The 17,372-nt window shown below is 73.9% G+C and carries 16 protein-coding genes; 12 read left to right on the forward strand and 4 right to left on the reverse strand.

The features are described 5' to 3' along the window. Nucleotides 1–16 precede the first annotated feature (16 nt). Nucleotides 17–868: a TIGR03084 family metal-binding protein gene (locus ABTY61_RS29615; RefSeq protein ID WP_350508171.1), complete on the forward strand. Its 852-nt coding sequence runs from the start codon at nt 17–19 to the stop codon at nt 866–868. A 65-nt stretch (nt 869–933) separates the two neighbouring features. Further along, nucleotides 934–1,491 carry a Uma2 family endonuclease gene (locus tag ABTY61_RS29620; protein WP_350508172.1) on the forward strand — a complete coding sequence of 186 codons (558 nt, stop codon included), beginning with the start codon at nt 934–936 and terminating at the stop codon, nt 1,489–1,491. Nucleotides 1,492–1,754: 263 nt separating this feature from the next. On the opposite strand, the gene ABTY61_RS29625 is transcribed toward ABTY61_RS29620, so the two are convergent. The 3 genes from ABTY61_RS29625 to imuA' form a co-directional block, all read right to left on the reverse strand. Then, nucleotides 1,755–5,042: an error-prone DNA polymerase gene (locus tag ABTY61_RS29625; RefSeq protein WP_350508173.1), complete on the reverse strand. Its 3,288-nt coding sequence runs from the start codon at nt 5,040–5,042 to the stop codon at nt 1,755–1,757. 68 nt (nt 5,043–5,110) lie between these two features. Beyond that, on the reverse strand, nt 5,111–6,919 hold the full coding sequence (locus ABTY61_RS29630; RefSeq protein ID WP_350508174.1) for a DNA polymerase Y family protein: 1,809 nt from the start codon (nt 6,917–6,919) through the stop codon (nt 5,111–5,113). A gap of 13 nt (nt 6,920–6,932) precedes the next feature. Continuing rightward, on the reverse strand, nt 6,933–7,712 hold the full coding sequence (gene imuA' / locus ABTY61_RS29635; protein ID WP_350508175.1) for a DnaE2-dependent mutagenesis accessory factor ImuA': 780 nt from the start codon (nt 7,710–7,712) through the stop codon (nt 6,933–6,935). A gap of 170 nt (nt 7,713–7,882) precedes the next feature. Between imuA' and ABTY61_RS29640 the strand changes: the two genes are divergently transcribed. The 8 genes from ABTY61_RS29640 (at nt 7,883) to ABTY61_RS29675 (ending at nt 15,127) form a co-directional block, all read left to right on the forward strand. Then, nucleotides 7,883–9,253 (forward strand): RICIN domain-containing protein, encoded by a 1,371-nt coding sequence (locus ABTY61_RS29640; protein ID WP_350508176.1) that lies wholly within the window; start codon nt 7,883–7,885, stop codon nt 9,251–9,253. A 245-nt stretch (nt 9,254–9,498) separates the two neighbouring features. Continuing rightward, the gene (locus tag ABTY61_RS29645) at nt 9,499–10,146 is read left to right on the forward strand and encodes an ArsR/SmtB family transcription factor (RefSeq protein WP_350508177.1); all 648 of its coding nucleotides are present in this window, start codon (nt 9,499–9,501) and stop codon (nt 10,144–10,146) included. Beyond that, complete coding sequence (locus ABTY61_RS29650; RefSeq protein WP_350508178.1) at nt 10,143–10,880, forward strand: SRPBCC family protein; 738 nt, start codon at nt 10,143–10,145, stop codon at nt 10,878–10,880. Before ABTY61_RS29645 ends, ABTY61_RS29650 begins: the two co-directional genes overlap by 4 nt. Before the next feature lie 127 nt (nt 10,881–11,007). Beyond that, nucleotides 11,008–11,580 carry a dihydrofolate reductase family protein gene (locus tag ABTY61_RS29655; RefSeq protein WP_350508179.1) on the forward strand — a complete coding sequence of 191 codons (573 nt, stop codon included), beginning with the start codon at nt 11,008–11,010 and terminating at the stop codon, nt 11,578–11,580. A 109-nt stretch (nt 11,581–11,689) separates the two neighbouring features. Further along, the gene (locus tag ABTY61_RS29660; protein ID WP_350508180.1) at nt 11,690–12,280 is read left to right on the forward strand and encodes a DinB family protein; all 591 of its coding nucleotides are present in this window, start codon (nt 11,690–11,692) and stop codon (nt 12,278–12,280) included. Between the two features lie 224 nt (nt 12,281–12,504). Next, nucleotides 12,505–13,326, forward strand: a complete 822-nt coding sequence (locus ABTY61_RS29665; RefSeq protein ID WP_350508181.1) for a hypothetical protein — start codon at nt 12,505–12,507, stop codon at nt 13,324–13,326. A gap of 119 nt (nt 13,327–13,445) precedes the next feature. Beyond that, the gene (locus ABTY61_RS29670) at nt 13,446–14,588 is read left to right on the forward strand and encodes an SUKH-4 family immunity protein (protein ID WP_350508182.1); all 1,143 of its coding nucleotides are present in this window, start codon (nt 13,446–13,448) and stop codon (nt 14,586–14,588) included. A 158-nt stretch (nt 14,589–14,746) separates the two neighbouring features. Further along, nucleotides 14,747–15,127, forward strand: a complete 381-nt coding sequence (locus ABTY61_RS29675; protein ID WP_350508183.1) for a hypothetical protein — start codon at nt 14,747–14,749, stop codon at nt 15,125–15,127. Nucleotides 15,128–15,338: 211 nt separating this feature from the next. On the opposite strand, the gene ABTY61_RS29680 is transcribed toward ABTY61_RS29675, so the two are convergent. Then, nucleotides 15,339–15,851 carry an SgcJ/EcaC family oxidoreductase gene (locus ABTY61_RS29680; protein ID WP_350508184.1) on the reverse strand — a complete coding sequence of 171 codons (513 nt, stop codon included), beginning with the start codon at nt 15,849–15,851 and terminating at the stop codon, nt 15,339–15,341. Nucleotides 15,852–16,060: 209 nt separating this feature from the next. Here ABTY61_RS29680 and ABTY61_RS29685 point away from each other — a divergent pair, with 209 nt between their 5' ends. Then, nucleotides 16,061–16,231, forward strand: a complete 171-nt coding sequence (locus tag ABTY61_RS29685; RefSeq protein ID WP_350508185.1) for a hypothetical protein — start codon at nt 16,061–16,063, stop codon at nt 16,229–16,231. Between the two features lie 262 nt (nt 16,232–16,493). Next, nucleotides 16,494–17,255 carry a MerR family transcriptional regulator gene (locus ABTY61_RS29690; RefSeq protein WP_350508186.1) on the forward strand — a complete coding sequence of 254 codons (762 nt, stop codon included), beginning with the start codon at nt 16,494–16,496 and terminating at the stop codon, nt 17,253–17,255. Nucleotides 17,256–17,372 lie beyond the last annotated feature (117 nt).

A 17,372-nucleotide genomic window follows, 5' to 3' on the forward strand; every position in this document is an offset into this window, starting at 1 on the left:
CCGGAGGAAAGAGTCGATGACCGAACCGAACCCCCCGGCCGCCCCGGGCGCCCCGGGCGCCCCGGGCGACGTCCTGTTCGGCCTGCTGGCCGACCTGCGGGCCGAGAGCGCCGTCCTGGACGCGCTGGTGGCCGAGCTGCCGGCCGCGGGCTGGGCCGGGCCCACCCCGGCCGAGGGCTGGACGGTCGCCCACCAGATCGCCCACCTGGCCTGGACCGACGACTGGACGGCGCTGGCCACCCGCGACCCCGAGGGCTTCACCGCCTCGCTCGGCGGCCACTTCACCGAGCTGCTGGCCGCCGGGGCCGACCCGGTCGAGGAAGGGGCCCGGGATGGGGCGGCCGCCGAACCCGCCGCCCTGCTCGCCCGCTGGCGGGCCGGCCGGGAGGAGGTGCTGGCCGCTCTGACCGCCGCCCCCGCCGACGTCCGGCTGCCCTGGTTCGGCCCGCCGATGAAGCCCGCCTCGATGGTCACAGCCCGGCTGATGGAGACCTGGGCGCACGGCCAGGACGTCGCCGACGCGCTCGGCGTGACCCGGGAACCCACCGCCCGGCTGCGGCACATCGCCCACCTGGGCCTGCGCACCCTCGGCTTCGCCTTCGCCGCACACGGCCTGCCCGCGCCGGAGACCCCGGTCCGACTCGAACTGACCGCGCCCGACGGCGGCTCGTGGACCTTCGGCCCGGCCGACGCCACGGACGTGGTGACCGGCCCGGCCCTGGACTTCTGCCTGCTGGTCACCCAGCGCCGCCACCGCGACGACCTCACCCTCACCGCCACCGGCCCCACCGCCACCGCCTGGCTCCCGATCGCCCAGACCTTCGCCGGCCCGCCCGGCAAGGGGCGGCGACCGGCCTCCGGCGCCTGAACGGCCACCGCCTGGTCTGTGCATAGACTGCGATTCGGCCGAACGCACAGACCAGGTAGGGCACCATGAGCTTCTACGAGCGACACCGCGACTTCGTGGAGGAGGTGCTGCGCACGGCCCCCGACGGTGTCCGCGTCGAATGGTCCGGCGACACGCTGGTCATGCACGGCACCCCCACCGGTATCCACCAGCTGAACCTCGTACTCGTCCAGCGGCAGTTCGAGCAGCACGCCCCGGACGGCTACATCTTCAGCGGCTACAGTCCGCTGACCACCCCCGACGTGACGAAGTCACGCAACCCCGATCTGACCTATCTTCCGATCGCCTCCCTGGCCCGGCCGGGCAACAGCACCCCCGCCGAAGAGGCCCTCATCGCGATCGAGGTGGTCTCGCCGTCCAATGCGGGGAACGACTGGGTGGACAAGCTCCGCGACTACGCGGTGATGCGCGTCCCGCTCTACCTGATCGTCGATCCGCGGGAGGGCACGGTCACGCTGTTCTGCGAACCGAGCCACGACCGCTACCACGCGCGGCACGACCGCAAGTTCCGCGACAGCATGCGGATCCCCGCTCCGTTCGACTTCGACCTGGACCTGAGCGGACTCGTGCGCTACCCCGACTGAGTGTCGGAGCGCCGGGGTTCAATGGTGGGTATGAACGACCTGCTGGGCCGTCTGCCCGCCGCCCCGGAGTTGCGCGACCGTTGCCGGGCCCTCGCCGTGCTGGACGTGATCCTCAGCCCGGGTGACTGGGGGCCGCGCTACCACACCTTCAACTGCCACTGGGCGCCCGGCGAGGAAGTGAGCTGGGTGCGCAACGACGGACCCGGCGGAACTGGCCGAGGACCTCGCGGAGATCGGCTACCCGCGCTGAGCGGACCGAAGAGTCAGAGGCCGATCCGGAGCGGGGTGAGGCGGGTGGCGATCAGGTTGGTGGCGCCGCGGTCGCGTTCGATGTGGCCGTGCACCAGCAGACCGGCCCGGTCCAGGGCGGTGCGGCGCTGGGACTCCCAGACCGGGCGGTTGCAGATCACGTTGATCAGACCGGTCTCGTCCTCCAGGCTGAGGAAGAGCACCCCGCCGGCCGTCGGCGGCCGCTGGCGGTGGGTGACCAGGCCGCCGACCACCACCGCCGTTCCCGGTGGCACGTCCGGGAGTTGGGCGGCGCTGAGTGCGCCGCCGCGGTCCAGGTGGGCGCGCAGGTGCTGGAGCGGGTGGCTGGTGGCGGAGGTGCCGGTGGCCCACAGGTCGGCGATGGTCTCCTCGACCGGGCTCATCCCCGGCAGCTCCGGCGCCTCGGTGCCGGGCGTGGTGCCGGGGAGCAGTTCGGCCGATATCCCGGCGAACGCGCCTGCCGCCCACAGTGCCTGACGTCTCGTCAGTCCGAAGCAGTCGAAGGCGCCGGCCGTCGCCAGCGCCTCCAGGGCGGGTGCGGGCAGGCCGGTGCGGCGGGCAAAGTCCTCCAGGTCGTCGTACGGCTGCCCGGCCGCGATCGCCTCGGCCTGCGGGGTGCCGATGCCGCGCACCGTCTCCAGGCCGAGCCGGATGGCCGGTTGGGGGCGGCCGGCGGTCAGCGGCGGCACCGGGGTCGGACCCCGGTACGGCTCCAGGGTGGGGCGGGGCCCGCTGGCATTGACGTCCACCCCGCGCACCCGCACACCGTGCCGCCGGACGTCCGCGACCAGGCTGAGCGGCGAGTAGAAACCCATCGGCTGGTTGGCCAGCAGGGCGCAGGTGAAGGCCGCCGGGAAGTGGTGCTTGAGCCAGGCGCTGGCGTACACCAGGTAGGCGAAGCTGATCGCGTGGCTCTCCGGGAAGCCGTAGTTGGAGAAGGCCTCGATCTTGCCGTAGACGTCCTCGGCGACCTCGGCCGGGATGCCGCGCTCGGCCATCCCGGTGAGCAGCCGGTCGCGCAGCCGGGCGACCCGCTCGTGGGAGCGCTTGGCACCCATCGCCTGGCGCAGCCGGTCGGCCTCGGCGGGGGTGAACCCGGCGCAGTCGATGGCGAGTTGCATCATCTGCTCCTGGAACAGCGGCACCCCGAGGGTCTTGCCGAGGGCGTTCTCCATCAGCGGGTGCGGGCAGCCGGGCGGCTCCGCCCCGGCGCGCCGGCGCAGGTACGGGTGGACGGAGCCGCCCTGGATCGGGCCGGGGCGGATCAGCGCGACCTCGACCACCAGGTCGTAGAAGTGGTCCGGCTTGAGCCTGGGCAGGGTGGCCATCTGCGCCCGGGACTCGACCTGGAAGACGCCGACGGTGTCGGCCCGGCGCAGCATCGCGTACACGCCCTTGTCGTCGTCCGGGATGCCGGCCAGGTCGTAGCGCAGGCCGTGGTGCCGCTCGATCAGGTCGCAGGCGTCGTGCAGCGCGGCGAGCATGCCGAGGCCGAGCAGGTCGATCTTCACCAGCCCGGCACCGGCGGTGGACTCCTTGTCCCACTGCAGGACGGAGCGCCCGGGCATCCGGGCCCACTCGGTCGGGCAGATCTCCCCGATCGGCTCCCTGGTGAGCACCATGCCGCCCGAGTGGATGCCCAGGTGACGTGGCAGACCGTGGAGTTGGGCGGCGAGCGAGAGCACGTCGGCGGGGATGACGGCGTCCGCGCCGGGGGCGGAACGGAAGTCGGCCTGCCGGCTGAAGGCGTCCACCTGGCCCTGCGGGTAGCCGAGCACCCTGGCCGCGTCGCGGATCGCCAGCCGGGGGCGGTAGGTGATCACGTTGGCGACCTGGGCGGCGTGCTCGCGCCCGTAGCGGCGGTAGACGTACTGGATGACCTCCTCGCGGCGGCGGTTCTCGATGTCCAGGTCGATGTCGGGCGGGCCGTCCCGGGCGGTGGAGAGGAAGCGTTCGAACAGCAGCTTGTAGTGGATCGGGTCGACGGCGGTGATCCCGAGGGCGTAGCAGACCGCCGAGTTGGCGGCCGAGCCGCGGCCCTGGCACCAGATGTCCTGGCTGCGGCAGAAGTCCACGATGTCGTGCACGATCAGGAAGTAGCCGGCCAGGTCGAGGTCCTCGATCACGTCCAGCTCCTTGGCGAGCTGGCGGCGGGCGGCGGCGTTGCCGGGGCCGAACCGGGCCGGGCCGCCGGCCGCGACCAGGGCGCGCAGGTGGCCGATCTCGGTCTCCCCGTCGGGGACGGGGTAGCCGGGCAGTTCCGGGTCCAGCCTGGCGAAGTCGAAGGCGCAGGCCCGACCGAGTTCGGCGGTGGCCCGCTGCACGCCGGGGAAGCGGGCCAGTCGGGCGGCCATCTCCCGGCCCGAGCGCAGGTGCGCGGTGCCGGACGCCCGCGTCCAGCCGGCCGCCTCCTGGAGCGTGCGGCGCTCGTGGAGGGCCGCCAGGCTCTGGGCGAGGCGGCCCTGGGCGGGGCCGGCGTGGTGAGCGTTGGTGGAGGCGATGACGGGCAGCCGCAGTTCTCCGGCGAGCGCGGCGAGGGCGTCGTTGCGCCGGTCGTCGCCGGGCTGCCACTGGTCGATCAGCTCGACGTACACGTTCTCGCGGCCGAACGCCTCGGTGAGGGTGCGGAGTCGGCGCTCCGCCTCGCCGGTGGCGAGGCCGGCCGGGACCCGGCCGAGGCGGCAGCCGGTGAGCACCGCCCAGTGGCCGTCGTGCGCCTCGGCGAGCGTCGCGAAGTCGTACGCCGGGCGGCCCTTGGCACCACCGGCCAGTTGGGCGGCGGCGATCGCGGCGGACAGCCGGCGGTAGCCGGCCGGGTCGCGGGCCAGGACCAGCAGGTGCTCGACACCCTCACTGTTGTGACGGATCGTCAGTTCGGCGCCGAACGCGGTGGCCACGCCCGTCCCCCGGGCCGCCTCGGCGAGCCGGACGGCGCCGTACAGGCCGTCGTGGTCGGTGATCGCCAGGGTCTCCACGCCCAGCCGGGCCGCCTCGGCGACCAGGTCCTCCGGGTCGCTGGCGCCGTCCAGGAAGCTGAAGGCGGAGTGGACGTGCAGTTCGGCCCAGGGTTCGCCGGGGGCGCCCTTCTCGGTGGGGGCTTCCCCGGTGGGAGCTTTCTCGGCGGGGGCTTCCGAGGCGGGGGTTTTCTCGGTGGGGGCTTTCCCGGTGGGAGCTTCCGAGGCAGGGCGGCGCAGCGGGACGACCGTGCGGTCCGGCGCGGAGCCGGTCAGCCGGCGGTGCAGTTCGCTCCAGGGGAGGGTGGGGTGGCTGGTGAAGCCCATCGGGGGTTGCCTTCGTCGTTCTCGTTCCGGTCCTGCTCCCCCCCTTTCCTCCGGGTCCCGGACGGCCGCTAGTCGTAGCCGGCCTCCAGGTACCACGCACCCCCCTCCACGGTGAGCAGCAGCGCCCGACCGCCGTCCACCACCATCTGGAACCGCGCCCGGCGGCGGGCGAGCGACTGGTCCCACCAGTACTCGACCGCCGGCCAGGGCCCGGTCCAGCCCGCCACCCGCTCCTCGCGGCCCCGGACCACGACCAGGGCCGGCCGGCCCGACACCCCCGCCCGGCCGTCCACCGTGACCGGTCGCCCGGCCTCGTCCAGCACCCGTACCGGCGCCGGCTCGCGCAGCACCACGGCCGGCCAGAGGTCCGCGGCCCGCTCCGCCAGCCGCCCCGGCCAGGGCGCGTCCGCAGCGACCGGCGCCTCGTACGGTTCGCCCCACGGCACCCGGACCTGCTGCTCGCCCGGGCCGCGGCCGCCCGCCGACTCGATCCGGCGCAGCCCGGCATGCCCGAGCACCGCCTGCACCCGGGCCACCGCGCGCTCCACCCGGTCGTCCGCGACGGCCTGGCCCCACAGGGCGAGCTGGCGGCCCTGGTCCGGAGAGAGGCCGTCGGGGACGAGGCGGAGCAGGGCGAAGCCCTCTCGATCGCCTTGAGCGGTGGCGAAGGTGCCCATGCCCTGCCAGGCCTGGAGCTGCCAGCGGACCCGCTCGGCCAGCGCCGTGGCGGACAGCCGACCCTCGTGCCGCCACAGCCGCGAGACCGTCCGGCCGTCCGCGCAGGCCACCTCGACCGCCACCCGGCGGCAGGTCAGCCCGGCCCCGGACAGCCGCTGGTGCAGCTGCTCGGCCAGCGTGCGGGCGACGAACACCAGCGGCTCGGCCAGCGGCTCCGGCGGGTCGAAGCGCTGCTCGACGGCGAGGTCCGGCTCCTCGTCGCGCGGCACCAGCGGGCGCGGCTGCAGGCCGCGGGCCAGCCGGTGCGCGACCGCGCCGGTCGGGCCGAAGCGGTCCGCGACCGCCTCGGGCGGCAGCGCGGCAAAGGCCCCGACGGTGGGCAGGCCGAGCCGCCCGAGCAGCTCGGCCAGCGCCTCGTCGCCCAGTGCGGCCACCGGGTACGGGGCGAGGAACTCCGCCGTGCGACCGGCGGGCACCAGCACCCCGGCGCGGGCGGCGAGCACGGCGGCGAACAGGCCGTCGGCGACGCCGATCCGGGCGTGGGGGGTGGTGGGTGTGGCCGGTTCGACGGCGGGCTCGGCGGACGCGGCGGGCACGGCGGACGCGGCGGGCTCAGTGGGCTCAGTGGGCTCAGTGGGCTCAGTGGGCTCAGTGGGCACGGCGGACGCGGCGGGCACGGCGGACGCGGCGGACGCGGCGGGCACGGCGGACGCGGCGGGCACAGCGGGCACAGCGGGTGCGGTGGACGCGGCGGGCAGCGCCATCGCGCCGGGGACGGCGTCCGGGACGGGCGGCCGCCCGAGGGCGTTCGCCACCGCCGTGCCGACCAGGGCCGCGAGCGCCTCCTCGCCGCCGAAGTAGCGGCCCGGGCCCTTCACCGGAATGGCGCACAGGCCCGGGCGGATCACCTCCACCCGGGGCGTGAACGCCTCGACCGCCGCGACCACCGGTTCGAAGCGGCGGGTCTCCGCCTCCGGGTCGCGGTCGCGCAGTTCCAGTTCCGGGCAGAGCCGCTGAGCCAGCTTGAGCCGCTGCCCCTGCCGCACCCCGGCGGCCCGGGCACCCGCCGAGCAGGCGAGGATCCGGCCACCCTCGGTCACCGCCACCGGGTCGTCGCCGGTGACGGCCACCACCGGCCAGTCCGGGCACCAGACCACCAGCACCCTGGGGGTCCGGCCGCCGTCGGGTGTCGTCGCCACGTCCACGTCCACGTCACACCACCGCCGCCACGAGCTCCGGGAGCGCCGCGGGGGCCGGCTGTCCCGTCGGCTCCGCCAGGGGCTGCGGCTGCTCCCGGTGCTCCCGGAGCGGGCGCACCGCGCCGTGCTCGTCCGGCAGCCAGAGCCGGGCCGTCCGGCCGCGCACCGCCGAGCCCCGCCCCTCGGCCACCACCTCCACCTGGCGCCCGGCGAGCTGCCCGTAGCCGTCCCCCAGCCCGAACCAGCGCCCGGACCGCACCTCCAGCCGCAGCACCGCCCCCGGCCACGGCCCGGCCACCAGCAGCACGCAGCCGCTGCGCCGCAGCACGGCGGCCAGTCGGGTGGCCAGCTTCGGCGGCACCGGCCCGTCCGGACGCAGCATGATCAGTTCGACCGCGCCGGCCAGCACCGACACCACCTCGGGCCAGTGCGGCCCCGGGTCGTCGGCGACCAGCAGGCGGCGCAGGTCCAGCCCGTACCCCTCGGCGGCGGCGAGGCCCAGGTCCGGCAGCCCGACCGCGGCCGCCCAGCCGCCCCCGGCCTCCCGGACCCCGGCGGCCAGGGCCAGCAGCAGTCCGGCGTCCCCGCCCGCCACCGACACCGCCGTCCCGCGCCGCAGCCCGCCGTCCGGCAGCACCTCGCGCAGGGCGGGTGCCACCGGTACCAGCCCGCGGCCCGCGACCGACCGACCGCCCTCGGGCGCGGGCACGGCAGCCGGGAGCGCCACCGGCCGCAGCGCGGGGCGGCCGGGCTGCTCGGCGATGGATTCGAAAGCGGGTTCGAAAACGGGCACAGCCCCAGGATCGAACATTCGTTCGCAAAGATTCAAGTCCACTTCATCGCCCCCACCCGTCACGCTCCGTGGTCCCGCTCCGGCGGAGGCTGTGCGTTCCCGCGGGATCCAGCGGGCCCTCATTGATTTATTGATCCCGCGTTTACCGGGCGCCGACAGCATTCGGGCCCATGAACAGACGATCACGCGTCGGCACCTGGCTGGGCCTGCCGGCCCTGGCCGTGTGCGCCACACTCGCAGCTCCGTCGCCCCCCGCACAGGCCGTCACCACGGTCACCGACCAGGAATCCACGATCACCTTCAGCAACAACAAGTGCCTTGAGGTGGCCGGGAGTTCCACGGCGGATGGTGCGCAGGTCCAGATCTACGACTGCAACGGCTCCGGCGCCCAGAAGTGGCTCTCCCGCGAATACCCCGACGGGCGTCCAGGCGTCGCGTTCTACAACGCCGCCTCCGGCAAGTGCCTGGACCTGCAGAACAACAACCACACCGACGGCGCCAGGATCCAGCTGTGGCCGTGCAACGGCAGCGATGCACAGCGCTGGATCTTCACGAACGAGACCGTGGGCAGCCCCCTGGAACTGTCCAGCTACGGCTCCCCCGGCTGTGTGGACGTACCGAACAGGAACTTCGCCAACGGGCAGGCGGTCCAGTACTACCGCTGCAACAGCAGCCCCGCCCAGAACGTCAGCTTCCAGCAGGCCTCCGTGTCCTCCCGCCCCATCTACGCCATCGCCCACAACCTCAACGACCCGGGCCAGGTCTACCCGGCACTGGCCGCCGGCTACAACGCGATCGAGGCCGACGCCTGGTGGGGCATGCCCTCGAACAGCGGCGTCGCCTGGTGGGCCCACGACGGCGACGTTCCGGCCTCCGGCTCCGCACCCCGGTTCCAGGACCTCGCCGGCAGGATCATCGCCGCGAAGAACGACCACAAGAACATCACCTTCGTCTGGATCGACGTCAAGAACGCCTGGAGCGGTGGCAGCTTCGCGGTCGACCAACTGCTCGATCTGGCGCACCAGCTCACGAGCAACGGCATCGCCGTCGTCTTCGAGATGAGCGGCGACGAGGGCAACGCCCAGTGGACCCAGGTCGCCAACGACGTCGCGGGCAACGGCATGGAGGGCCTGTTCGCCGCCAACGACTCCCTGAGCAGGACCCAGAGCCTGTTCGACGCGACGAACATCCCGCAGCTGCGCCGCTTCACCGACCGGGGCGCGGCGAACCTCGCGCTCGGCTGCGCGACCGGGCCGTTCAGCACCGACACCTCCTACCGCGACCGCGGCGACGGCGGCCACGGCGGCCGGCAACTCGGCGGCGTCATGGCGTTCACCCTCAACGACAGCGGCAACTCCACCAACTGCATGGCGTCCCTGCTGTCGCGGACCGGCGTCGACGGCATCATCCTCGGGCACGACGTGGACGACTACCAGGACGACGCCACGACCCGGGGCGCGCTGGCGCACTACACCGACTGGATCACCTGGCACCCGAACCAGGTGCGCATGGCCACCGACCGGGACAACATCTTCGGCTGATCGTCTCGGCCGACCGTTTCGGCCGACCGTCTCGGCCGACCGTGAAGCACGACCGGACGATCCGGTGAGCCGAGCGGCTGAGGGGGGCTGCCTCCCCCTCAGCCGCTCATCGCTGTGGCGGCATCCCGGGTCGGATGCGCCGAACACGCGCCCCCGGGGCCGACCGGGCGATCCCCGGGGCCGATCGGGTGACCGACAACCCTTTTTTCCTTGACAAATTTTTTTGTCGGTCGGATGCTGGAACGGTGCTGGACATCGCCGTGATCGAAGAACCCGCCGCAGCCGAGGCCTCCCTGGACCCGATCCGGTCCCGGATCCTCGCCGCCCTCGCCGACCCCGGCTCGGCCGCCATGCTGGCCACCCGGCTGGGCCTGCCCCGACAGAAGGTCAACTACCACCTGAAGGAACTGGAACGGCACGGACTCGTCGAACTCGCCGAGGAACGGCGCAAGGGCAACGTCACCGAACGGGTGTACCGCGCCACCGCCGCCTCCTACGTGATCTCCCCCAGCGTCCTGGCCGCCGTGAGCCCGGACCCCTCCCGCTCCCCCGACCAGCTCTCCGCCCGCTGGCTGCTCGCCCTGGGCTCCCGGCTGGTGCAGGAGGTCGGGGCCCTGCTCACCGGCGCTTCCCGGGCCAAGCGGCGGGTCGCCACCTTCGGCATCGACGCCCAGGTCCGCTTCGCCTCCGCCGCCGACCGGACGGCCTTCGCCGAGGAGCTGTCCCTGGCCGTGGCCACCCTGGTCAGCCGCTACCACGACGAGTCCGCCCCCGGGGGCCGCAGCCACCGGGTGGTCGTCGGGCTGCACCAGATCCCCTCGGCTCCGGCTCCGGGGGCTGTGGGTGCCGTGGCAGCTGCCGCGCCCGAACCCGATCAGGAGAACGAGAAATGACCCACCCCTTCGAGATCGAACTGGAGACGACCCTCCCGGCGAGCCCGGAACAGGTCTGGGAGGCCATCGCCACCGGCCCGGGCATCGACTCCTGGTTCATGGGCCGCAACGAACTCGACCCGCGCGAGGGCGGGACCGCCACCATGGAGACCGGCGGCCACCGCGCCGAGGCGGTCGTCACCGCCTACGAGCCCGGCAAGCGCCTCGCCACCCGCACCGCCACCGCCGAGGACGGCCGGTTCATGGCCTTCGAGTACCTGGTCGAAGGGCGGGACGGCGGCAGCACCGTACTCCGCGTCGTCCACAGCGGCCTGCTCGGCGACGACTGGCAGGACGAGTACGACGCGCTGCGCCGCGGCTGGCCGTTCCACCTGCACACCCTCGGCCAGTACCTCGCCCACTTCCCCGGCCGCACCGGCGCCCCCGTCTTCGCCGCGGCCCCGGCAGCCGGGCGCCCGGGCCCGGAGATCCGCGGCCTCCTCGCCCGCGCGCTGTCACTGCCGCTGCCGGTCACCGCGGGTGCCCGGGCCCACGCCGAACCGGCCGGGCTGCCGGCGCTGGACGGGGAAGTGGTCTGGGCGGACGACGAACGCTTCGAACTCCGCACCGCCGACGGGCTCTACACCTTCCACCACGGCGCGGGAACGGTGCTGATGTTCCACCACCTCTTCGGGCCCGCGACGGACGGGGCCGAAGCCGCCTGGCAGCAGTGGCTGGCCGGACTCCTCGTCTGACGCGCACGCATCGTCCGTCCCGGCCCCCGGGCCCCGGCCCCGGCAGCGCGACCTTCCCGGCATCCCGGCCTCCCGATTTCCGCACGCCCACGAGAACCGCAGACCCACAAGAACCGAGGAACCACTCATGCGCACCCTGATCAGCACCGCCTTCGTCTCGCTCGACGGCGTCGTCGAGGCCCCCGGCGGCGAACCCGGCTACCGCAACTCCGGATGGACCTTCAAGAACGTCGAGTTCGTCCCCGAGGCCTACGAGATCAAGGGGCGGGAGCAGGAGGAGGCCACCGCGATGCTGATGGGCCGGGTCAGCTACCAGGCTTTCAGCCCGGTGTGGCCGGACATGCCGGAGTTCGCCCGCTACAAGACGCTGCCGAAGTACGTCGTCTCCACCACCCTCACCGAGGACGACCTGGTCCCGAACTGGGGCGAGACCACGATCCTGCGCACCGTCGACCAGGTCGCCGCCCTGAAGGAGACCGAGGGCGGCCCGATCCTCCTCCACGGCAGCGCCGCCCTGAACCACAGCCTCTCGGACGCCGGCCTGATCGACCGCTACCACCTGCTCGTCTACCCGCTGCTGCTCGGCGCGGGCAAGCGCCTGTTCAGCGCCACGGACAAGGACGCCCAGAAGCTGCGGCTGGTCGAGCACGAGGTCTACAGCAACGGCCTGCAGAAGCAGGTCTTCGACGTCGTACGCTGACCGGCGGCAACGCCCGGTGGACCGCCGGGAACCAGGACGGGGACCAAGGCGGGGGCCACCGGGACCCAAAACCGGTGGACAGGTTCCCGGCGGTCAACAGACTGATCCCATGACGGTGAACGACGACAAACACGACCTCCGGATCTACGTCCAAGACGCCCGCGACGCCCTGCTGTGGAAGCTGGACGGCCTCTCCGAGTACGACCTCCGGCGCCCGCTCACGCCCACCGGAACCAACCTGCTGGGCCTTGTCAAACACGTCACCGGGGCCGAGGCGCTGTACCTCGGCGAGACCTTCGGGCGCCCCTTCCCCGAACCGACCCCGCTGTGGTTCATCGGCACCGACGAGCCGAACGGCGACCTGTGGGCCAGGGCCGAGGAGAGCACCGAGGAGGTCATCGGGCGCTACCGCCGGGTCTGGGCGCACTCGGACGCCACCATCGAGGCGCTGCCGCTGGACGCCGTCGGCCGGCTCCCGTTCGGCGACCGCCCGCAGCAGACCCTGCACCGGGTGCTCGTCCACCTGATCGCCGAGACCCACCGGCACGCCGGCCACGCCGACCTGGTCCGCGAACTCATCGACGGCGCTGTCGGCCAGCGCTCCGACGGCGCCAACGCGGCTCCCGGAGACGCGACTTGGTGGCAGGACCACCACGACCGGGTGGAGCGGGCGGCCCGCGAGGCGGGTGGGCTCGCTTGAGTACGGAGGCGGAACCGGCCCGCCTCCCGGAGATCCGTGCGGTGCCGGGCACGGATCAAGGTGTCAGGACGGCCGCACGGTGCGTGCCGTGCGGAGGTCCCGCCGTCCGGAATGCCGGCCAGTTCCTGCACCGCGGGCGGGAGCTGTGGTGGGACTCCGACCTCCACTGCCCGTCCTGCGACCTGCACTTGTGCGAGCACTCGGGCTCCGAGGATTCGGAGGCGATGCCGAGGGACCTCCGGGCGGCGCTGCTGGCCGTGCACGGCCCAGCCCGGCTGCGGCTCGCCGGGCCGCTCGGCGATCCGGTGGCGGTGCTGCGGCTGCTGCGTGACGGGGGCCGGACACCGCTCCGCTCGGCGCGTGAACTGCTGGACGAGCTGCGGGAGTTCGGGCTGAGCGGGACGGCCGTCGAGATGGCGTGGTGGCGGGTGCGGCTGGGTGAACTGGGTGTCGCCGCGGAGGTCGAGGCAGGCTTCGGACGGGCGTACCGGTACGTGGGGCCGCCGGAGCTGTGGGAGTGGGCGACGGCCTCCGGCGATCCGGGTCCGGTCGGGCGACCAGCGCGGACGGCGGTCGGCCGACCGGTACGGACGGCGGCCGGGTTCGTCTCCTGGGCGGACGGGCGGGCGGCGGCGGAGTTCGCGGAGCCGTTCACCTTCGTGGTCGACCTGGGCGGCGCGCTGCGACTCGCCCCGCGCCGCAGCGAGCACGTGGCCTGCGCGGGCGGGGAGCCGGTGCTGAGCGCCGGGGAGATCGGGTTCCGGCGGTCGGGCGGCGGGGGCTGGGAGGTCGGGACGGTCAGCAACCTCTCCACCGGCTACTGCCCGGACGTCGTCTCCTGGCCCGCCGTCGCCGCCGCCCTCGACCAGCTGGGGCTGCCGCACCCGGGCGGCTTCACCCAGGCGGTGGCGTTCCGGCGCTGCACCCGGTGCGGGCAGTGCGGCATCGTCCGGGAGGGGCACTACGTCTGCGTCTTCTGCGACGCGGACCTGCCGGAGCGGTGGAACGTGGACGAGGTGAGCGTGGACGAGGTGGCGGTGTCGTAGGCACCGCTCCGGGGCGGCGGCTGCCGTCGGCAGGGAAACCCCCGTGGCACTGTCGGGTCGGCCCGCTAGGGTCGGGTGGGTCAGGGGCGGAACGGGGAAGGGCGGGGCAGGTGGGAAGTGTGCGGGAGGCCGGAGTTCCGGGCGGCGTGGTGCACCAGGGGAGCCGGGAGTTCCTGGTGCGGGAGGGGCTGCCGTCGGCCGGGGCGTTCCTGGACTTCCGGGTGCTCGATGAAGGCTCGCTGAAGGCCTTCCCGGCTGCCGGGGCGGAACGGCTCTTCGTCCTCGGAGAGACGGACTACTGCACCCCCTTCGCCGCCCTCGGCGACCTGGTGCTGCTGGACGGGACCACCGGCGAGGTGTTCCTCGGCAACGGCGGCCCCCGACGGGACCGGCTGGCCTCCGGCCTGCCCGCGCTGGCCGCGCTGGTGCGGGAGGTGGAGGCGGTGGGCGAGGCCGCCCGGCGCCCGGAGGCGCTGGACGGACGGCGCGGGCCCGCGGTAGTGGCCGAGGTGACGGCCCAGGCCGAGCAGCGGATGCGGGAGATCGACCCCGGGCTGTTCGACGGCGGCCCCACGCCCGCGCACTGGGGGACGGCCCTGCTGGTCCGGGCCCTGGGCTGGGGCGCGCTGCCCGGCGGCCCGGGCGGCCCCGCGTACCGGGTCGGCACCGAGCTGGTGGCCGAGCTGGCGGCGCTGACCGACGAGGACGGCGGCGCGGGCCGGATCCACCGGTTCCGACCGGAGGCGCTGCCCGCCGCCCTGACCCACGAGCCGACCCGGCGGCTGCTGACCGAGATCGGACTGCCGCTCGGCGGGGCGATGTTCGGAGTGTGCGAGGAACCGCTGGTCACCATGGCGGAGGCGTACCCCGAGTACTTCGACGGCGAGGAGGAGCGCCCGTACCAGCGGAACTACCTCGCGCTCGGCGACTGGCCGACCGACCTCACCATCGCCCTCGACGGCGCCACCGGCCGGCTCGAACTGCCCGACTGGTACGACGACGGCCAGCCCGAGGCCTACCTCAACCGCGACCTGACCGCCCTGCTCTACGCCCTGTGGACGTACGAGCGGCTGCACGCCGAGTGGGAGCGCTGGGAGCACGGCCGGGGCCGGGACACCTGGGCGGTGTTCGACCCGCAGTCGCTGCTGAGCACCGTGGTGGACCGGCTGGTCGAGGGCGTCGACCCGGAGGCCTTCGCCTCACCTGGCCGCTCCTGGCGGCTGCTCGCCGAGGACGGGCACCTGGGCGGCCTGCTCGGGTGACCGGCGGGGCGGGGCCCGACTGCCGGCGGGGCGGGGCGGGTCGTCGGCGGAGCGGGGCCGACTGCCGACGGGGCGGGGCGGGGCGCGTACCCGTTCCGGTGTTGTGTCCGGGGCAGGATCCGCCCGCGACCGGGCCGTCGCGCCGGTACGCTGCCCCGGTGACGAACATCCGTACGGCGGCCGGGCGAAGACGGGCGATGCTCCTCGGCATCGGTGCCGGCCTCTCCCTCGCCTCGGCGGGCACGTTGTACGGCCTGCTGTACGTGCGGTCGCTGGACTACGGGGAGCGCTGCGAGCGCGGCCTGGTGTCGGGCGGCGGGCGGCTGCTGGAGACGGGCGCCTCCTGGCTCCCGCCGGACGCGTGGTGCCGGTTCGAGGACCGGAGCCTGTCCACCACGCCGTTCTGGGCGCTGCTGCTGTTCTACGCGCTGCTGACCGTGGTGGTCTGGTCGGGCACCGCGCTGCTGCACACCGTCCGTCCGCGCCCGAACCCGGGACTGGACTGGCAGCCGGGGCACACCGCCGGTCGGAGCCGGTAGCGGACCGATGACCGGGGTGGGTGGCGAGGTCTCGGGCGGGGTCCTGGCCGGTGGCGGTGTTCGAGCGTACGGCGCAGGTCAACAGGGTGCCCCGTGCGCGTATTGCTGGTGACCGACGACGGCGGCAGCGCGGCCCTCACGGACGCGCCCGGTGGCGGGCTCTGCGTGCGGATCACGCTGCGCAGCGCCCACGGCTCCCGACCGGCACCGCTCAACCCACGGCGGGCAGCACCGAGGAATGGTGGTTGACGATCAGCCACTTGCCGCCGCGCTTCTCGTATTCGTAGCTGTAGCGGGCCTCGACCGGCTTGGTCTCGCCGGCCTTCGGGTCGGTGAGGTAGAAGCGGTAGAGGCCCGCGTCGATCGCCGAGGTGGCGCCCAGGACGTTTATCACCGACCGGACCTTCTCGCCGCGCGGCTTCTTCGCCAGGAAGTGCTCGAAGTAGTCGACGATCCCGGCCCGGTCGGTGCGGATCACCGGCGAGGCGGTGGGCAGCAGCACCGCGTCCGGGGCGTAGCGGTCGGCGACCTTCCCGGCATCGCTGGTCTGCAGCGCCGCGTTCCACTGGTCGAAGAGCGCGGCGATCTCGCGCTCGGAGGCCTTGCCGCGCCGGTTCCGCTCCTCCCCCGCCTGGGCCGCCCCGACCCCGGCGGTGAAGGTCCCGACGGCGACCACCACGGCGGCGGTGCCGAGCACGGCGCGGGTACGGAACGTGGACTTCATCGGGCCTCCTGCGAGAGGGAGTCAAGGACTCGCCCGGCGGTTCGTCCGCCGGGCGACCGTTCCCCGGGTGCGCGGGTCGGCCGCTCTCCGGGCGCCCGTTTCTCCGGTGGGCCCACTCTCGCGAGCGGCGGGTCAGCACCCGTACAGCGGAAGGCAAAGGCACGGCCAAGGCTGCGCCAAATCCGTTCGGGAGAAAGGGAGTACGAATCATGGACCGCGCTGCGGGGAACGCCTACCCGGCAGGTGCGGAACGGAACGCGCGCGGCGACTCGGCGAGCTACCAGGACCAGGCCGAACGGACAGCCGGGGACGCGGAGTCGCTCGGACTGCTGGAGGGGCTGCCGGAGGCGAAGCGGCAGCCACCGACGCTGGCGCGCTGATCGGGGGGAGCCTCGGCCGGGCTCTGCCCGTACCCGGACCGGTACCGGTACCGGTAGTCCCTGGGGTGGTTGGCCGAGGCGTGAACCGGCGCGTGGGGGCGGGGCCTTCGGCGCAAGGCGGGGACAGGACGTAAAGTCCGGGCTTGCGGTTGCCGCAGCGGCAGCTTCTACGGTCCTGACCAGGGCCGGAGGAACCGGCCCCGGTCGAGTGAACGTGCACGTCGAGGACGTGGGGCGGGAGCCCCGAGAGAGGAGCCGACCAGTGGCCTGGCCGATCGCGGACGTCGCCCGGATGTCGGGCGTGACCGCCCGAACCCTGCGGCACTACGACGAAATCGGGCTGCTGCCTCCGGCCTGGATCGGATCCAACGGCCACCGCTACTACGAGGAAGGGCAGTTGCTGCAGTTGCAGCAGATCCTCGTGCTGCGGGCGCTGGGCGTGGGGCTGGCCGAGATCTCCCGGATCATCGATGCCCAAGTCGACGAACTGGAGTCCCTCCGAAGCCACCACCGCCGACTGGTCGCCGAGCGCGACCGGCTCGACGCCCTGGCCACCACCGTCTCGCGCACGATCACCGACCTGGAACGCTCCCGGACGGACGGCACACCCATGATCAGCATCAACCGACCCGAGAACCTGTTCGAGGGAATCCAGCCCGCCGACATCGACGTCAGCCTGCGTGACTTCCCCGAGCACACCGAGGCGGCCCGGCAGGCCACCGCCGGGATGACCCCGGCCGAGATCGAGGCCGGACAGCGCGAGCGGACCGCGCGGATGGTCCGCCTGGCGGAGCTGATGGCCTCCGGCCACCCGGCCGACGCCGAGCCCGCTCAGCACATGATCGACGAGGAGTACCAGCTGCTCAACGGGCTCCGGACCGTTGCCCTGGAGGAGTACCTCGCCATCGCGCGCTCGTGCACGGAGAACGGGCAGTGGAGGGCCGCGTACGAGGCCATCGCATCGGGACTGGCCGCCTACCAGCGCGCTGCCATGGAGGCGTACGCGGCGGCTCGGCTTTCCTGAGCCGGGCTCGGACCTGAGGCTCCGGACCCGTGGGGGCGGAACCGCAGAGGGCAGAGCGGCGGGGGGGGGCAGAGCGGCGGGGGCGGTGGGGTGGGAAGGAGCTGAGCCCGTCCCGGG

The organism is Kitasatospora sp. NPDC096128 (assembly GCF_040303105.1).
GTDB lineage: Bacteria > Actinomycetota > Actinomycetes > Streptomycetales > Streptomycetaceae > Kitasatospora.

Excerpts from the sequence above, each read along its gene's own strand:
- ABTY61_RS29615 (WP_350508171.1), top strand. The coding sequence starts at position 17 with ATGACCGAACCGAACCCCCCGGCCGCCCCGGGCGCCCCGGGCGCCCCG.
- ABTY61_RS29620 (WP_350508172.1), top strand. The coding sequence starts at position 934 with ATGAGCTTCTACGAGCGACACCGCGACTTCGTGGAGGAGGTGCTGCGC.
- ABTY61_RS29625 (WP_350508173.1), bottom strand. The coding sequence starts at position 5,042 with ATGGGCTTCACCAGCCACCCCACCCTCCCCTGGAGCGAACTGCACCGC.
- ABTY61_RS29640 (WP_350508176.1), top strand. The coding sequence starts at position 7,883 with ATGAACAGACGATCACGCGTCGGCACCTGGCTGGGCCTGCCGGCCCTG.
- ABTY61_RS29650 (WP_350508178.1), top strand. The coding sequence starts at position 10,143 with ATGACCCACCCCTTCGAGATCGAACTGGAGACGACCCTCCCGGCGAGC.
- ABTY61_RS29655 (WP_350508179.1), top strand. The coding sequence starts at position 11,008 with ATGCGCACCCTGATCAGCACCGCCTTCGTCTCGCTCGACGGCGTCGTC.
- ABTY61_RS29660 (WP_350508180.1), top strand. The coding sequence starts at position 11,690 with ATGACGGTGAACGACGACAAACACGACCTCCGGATCTACGTCCAAGAC.
- ABTY61_RS29665 (WP_350508181.1), top strand. The coding sequence starts at position 12,505 with ATGCCGAGGGACCTCCGGGCGGCGCTGCTGGCCGTGCACGGCCCAGCC.
- ABTY61_RS29680 (WP_350508184.1), bottom strand. The coding sequence starts at position 15,851 with ATGAAGTCCACGTTCCGTACCCGCGCCGTGCTCGGCACCGCCGCCGTG.
- ABTY61_RS29685 (WP_350508185.1), top strand. The coding sequence starts at position 16,061 with ATGGACCGCGCTGCGGGGAACGCCTACCCGGCAGGTGCGGAACGGAAC.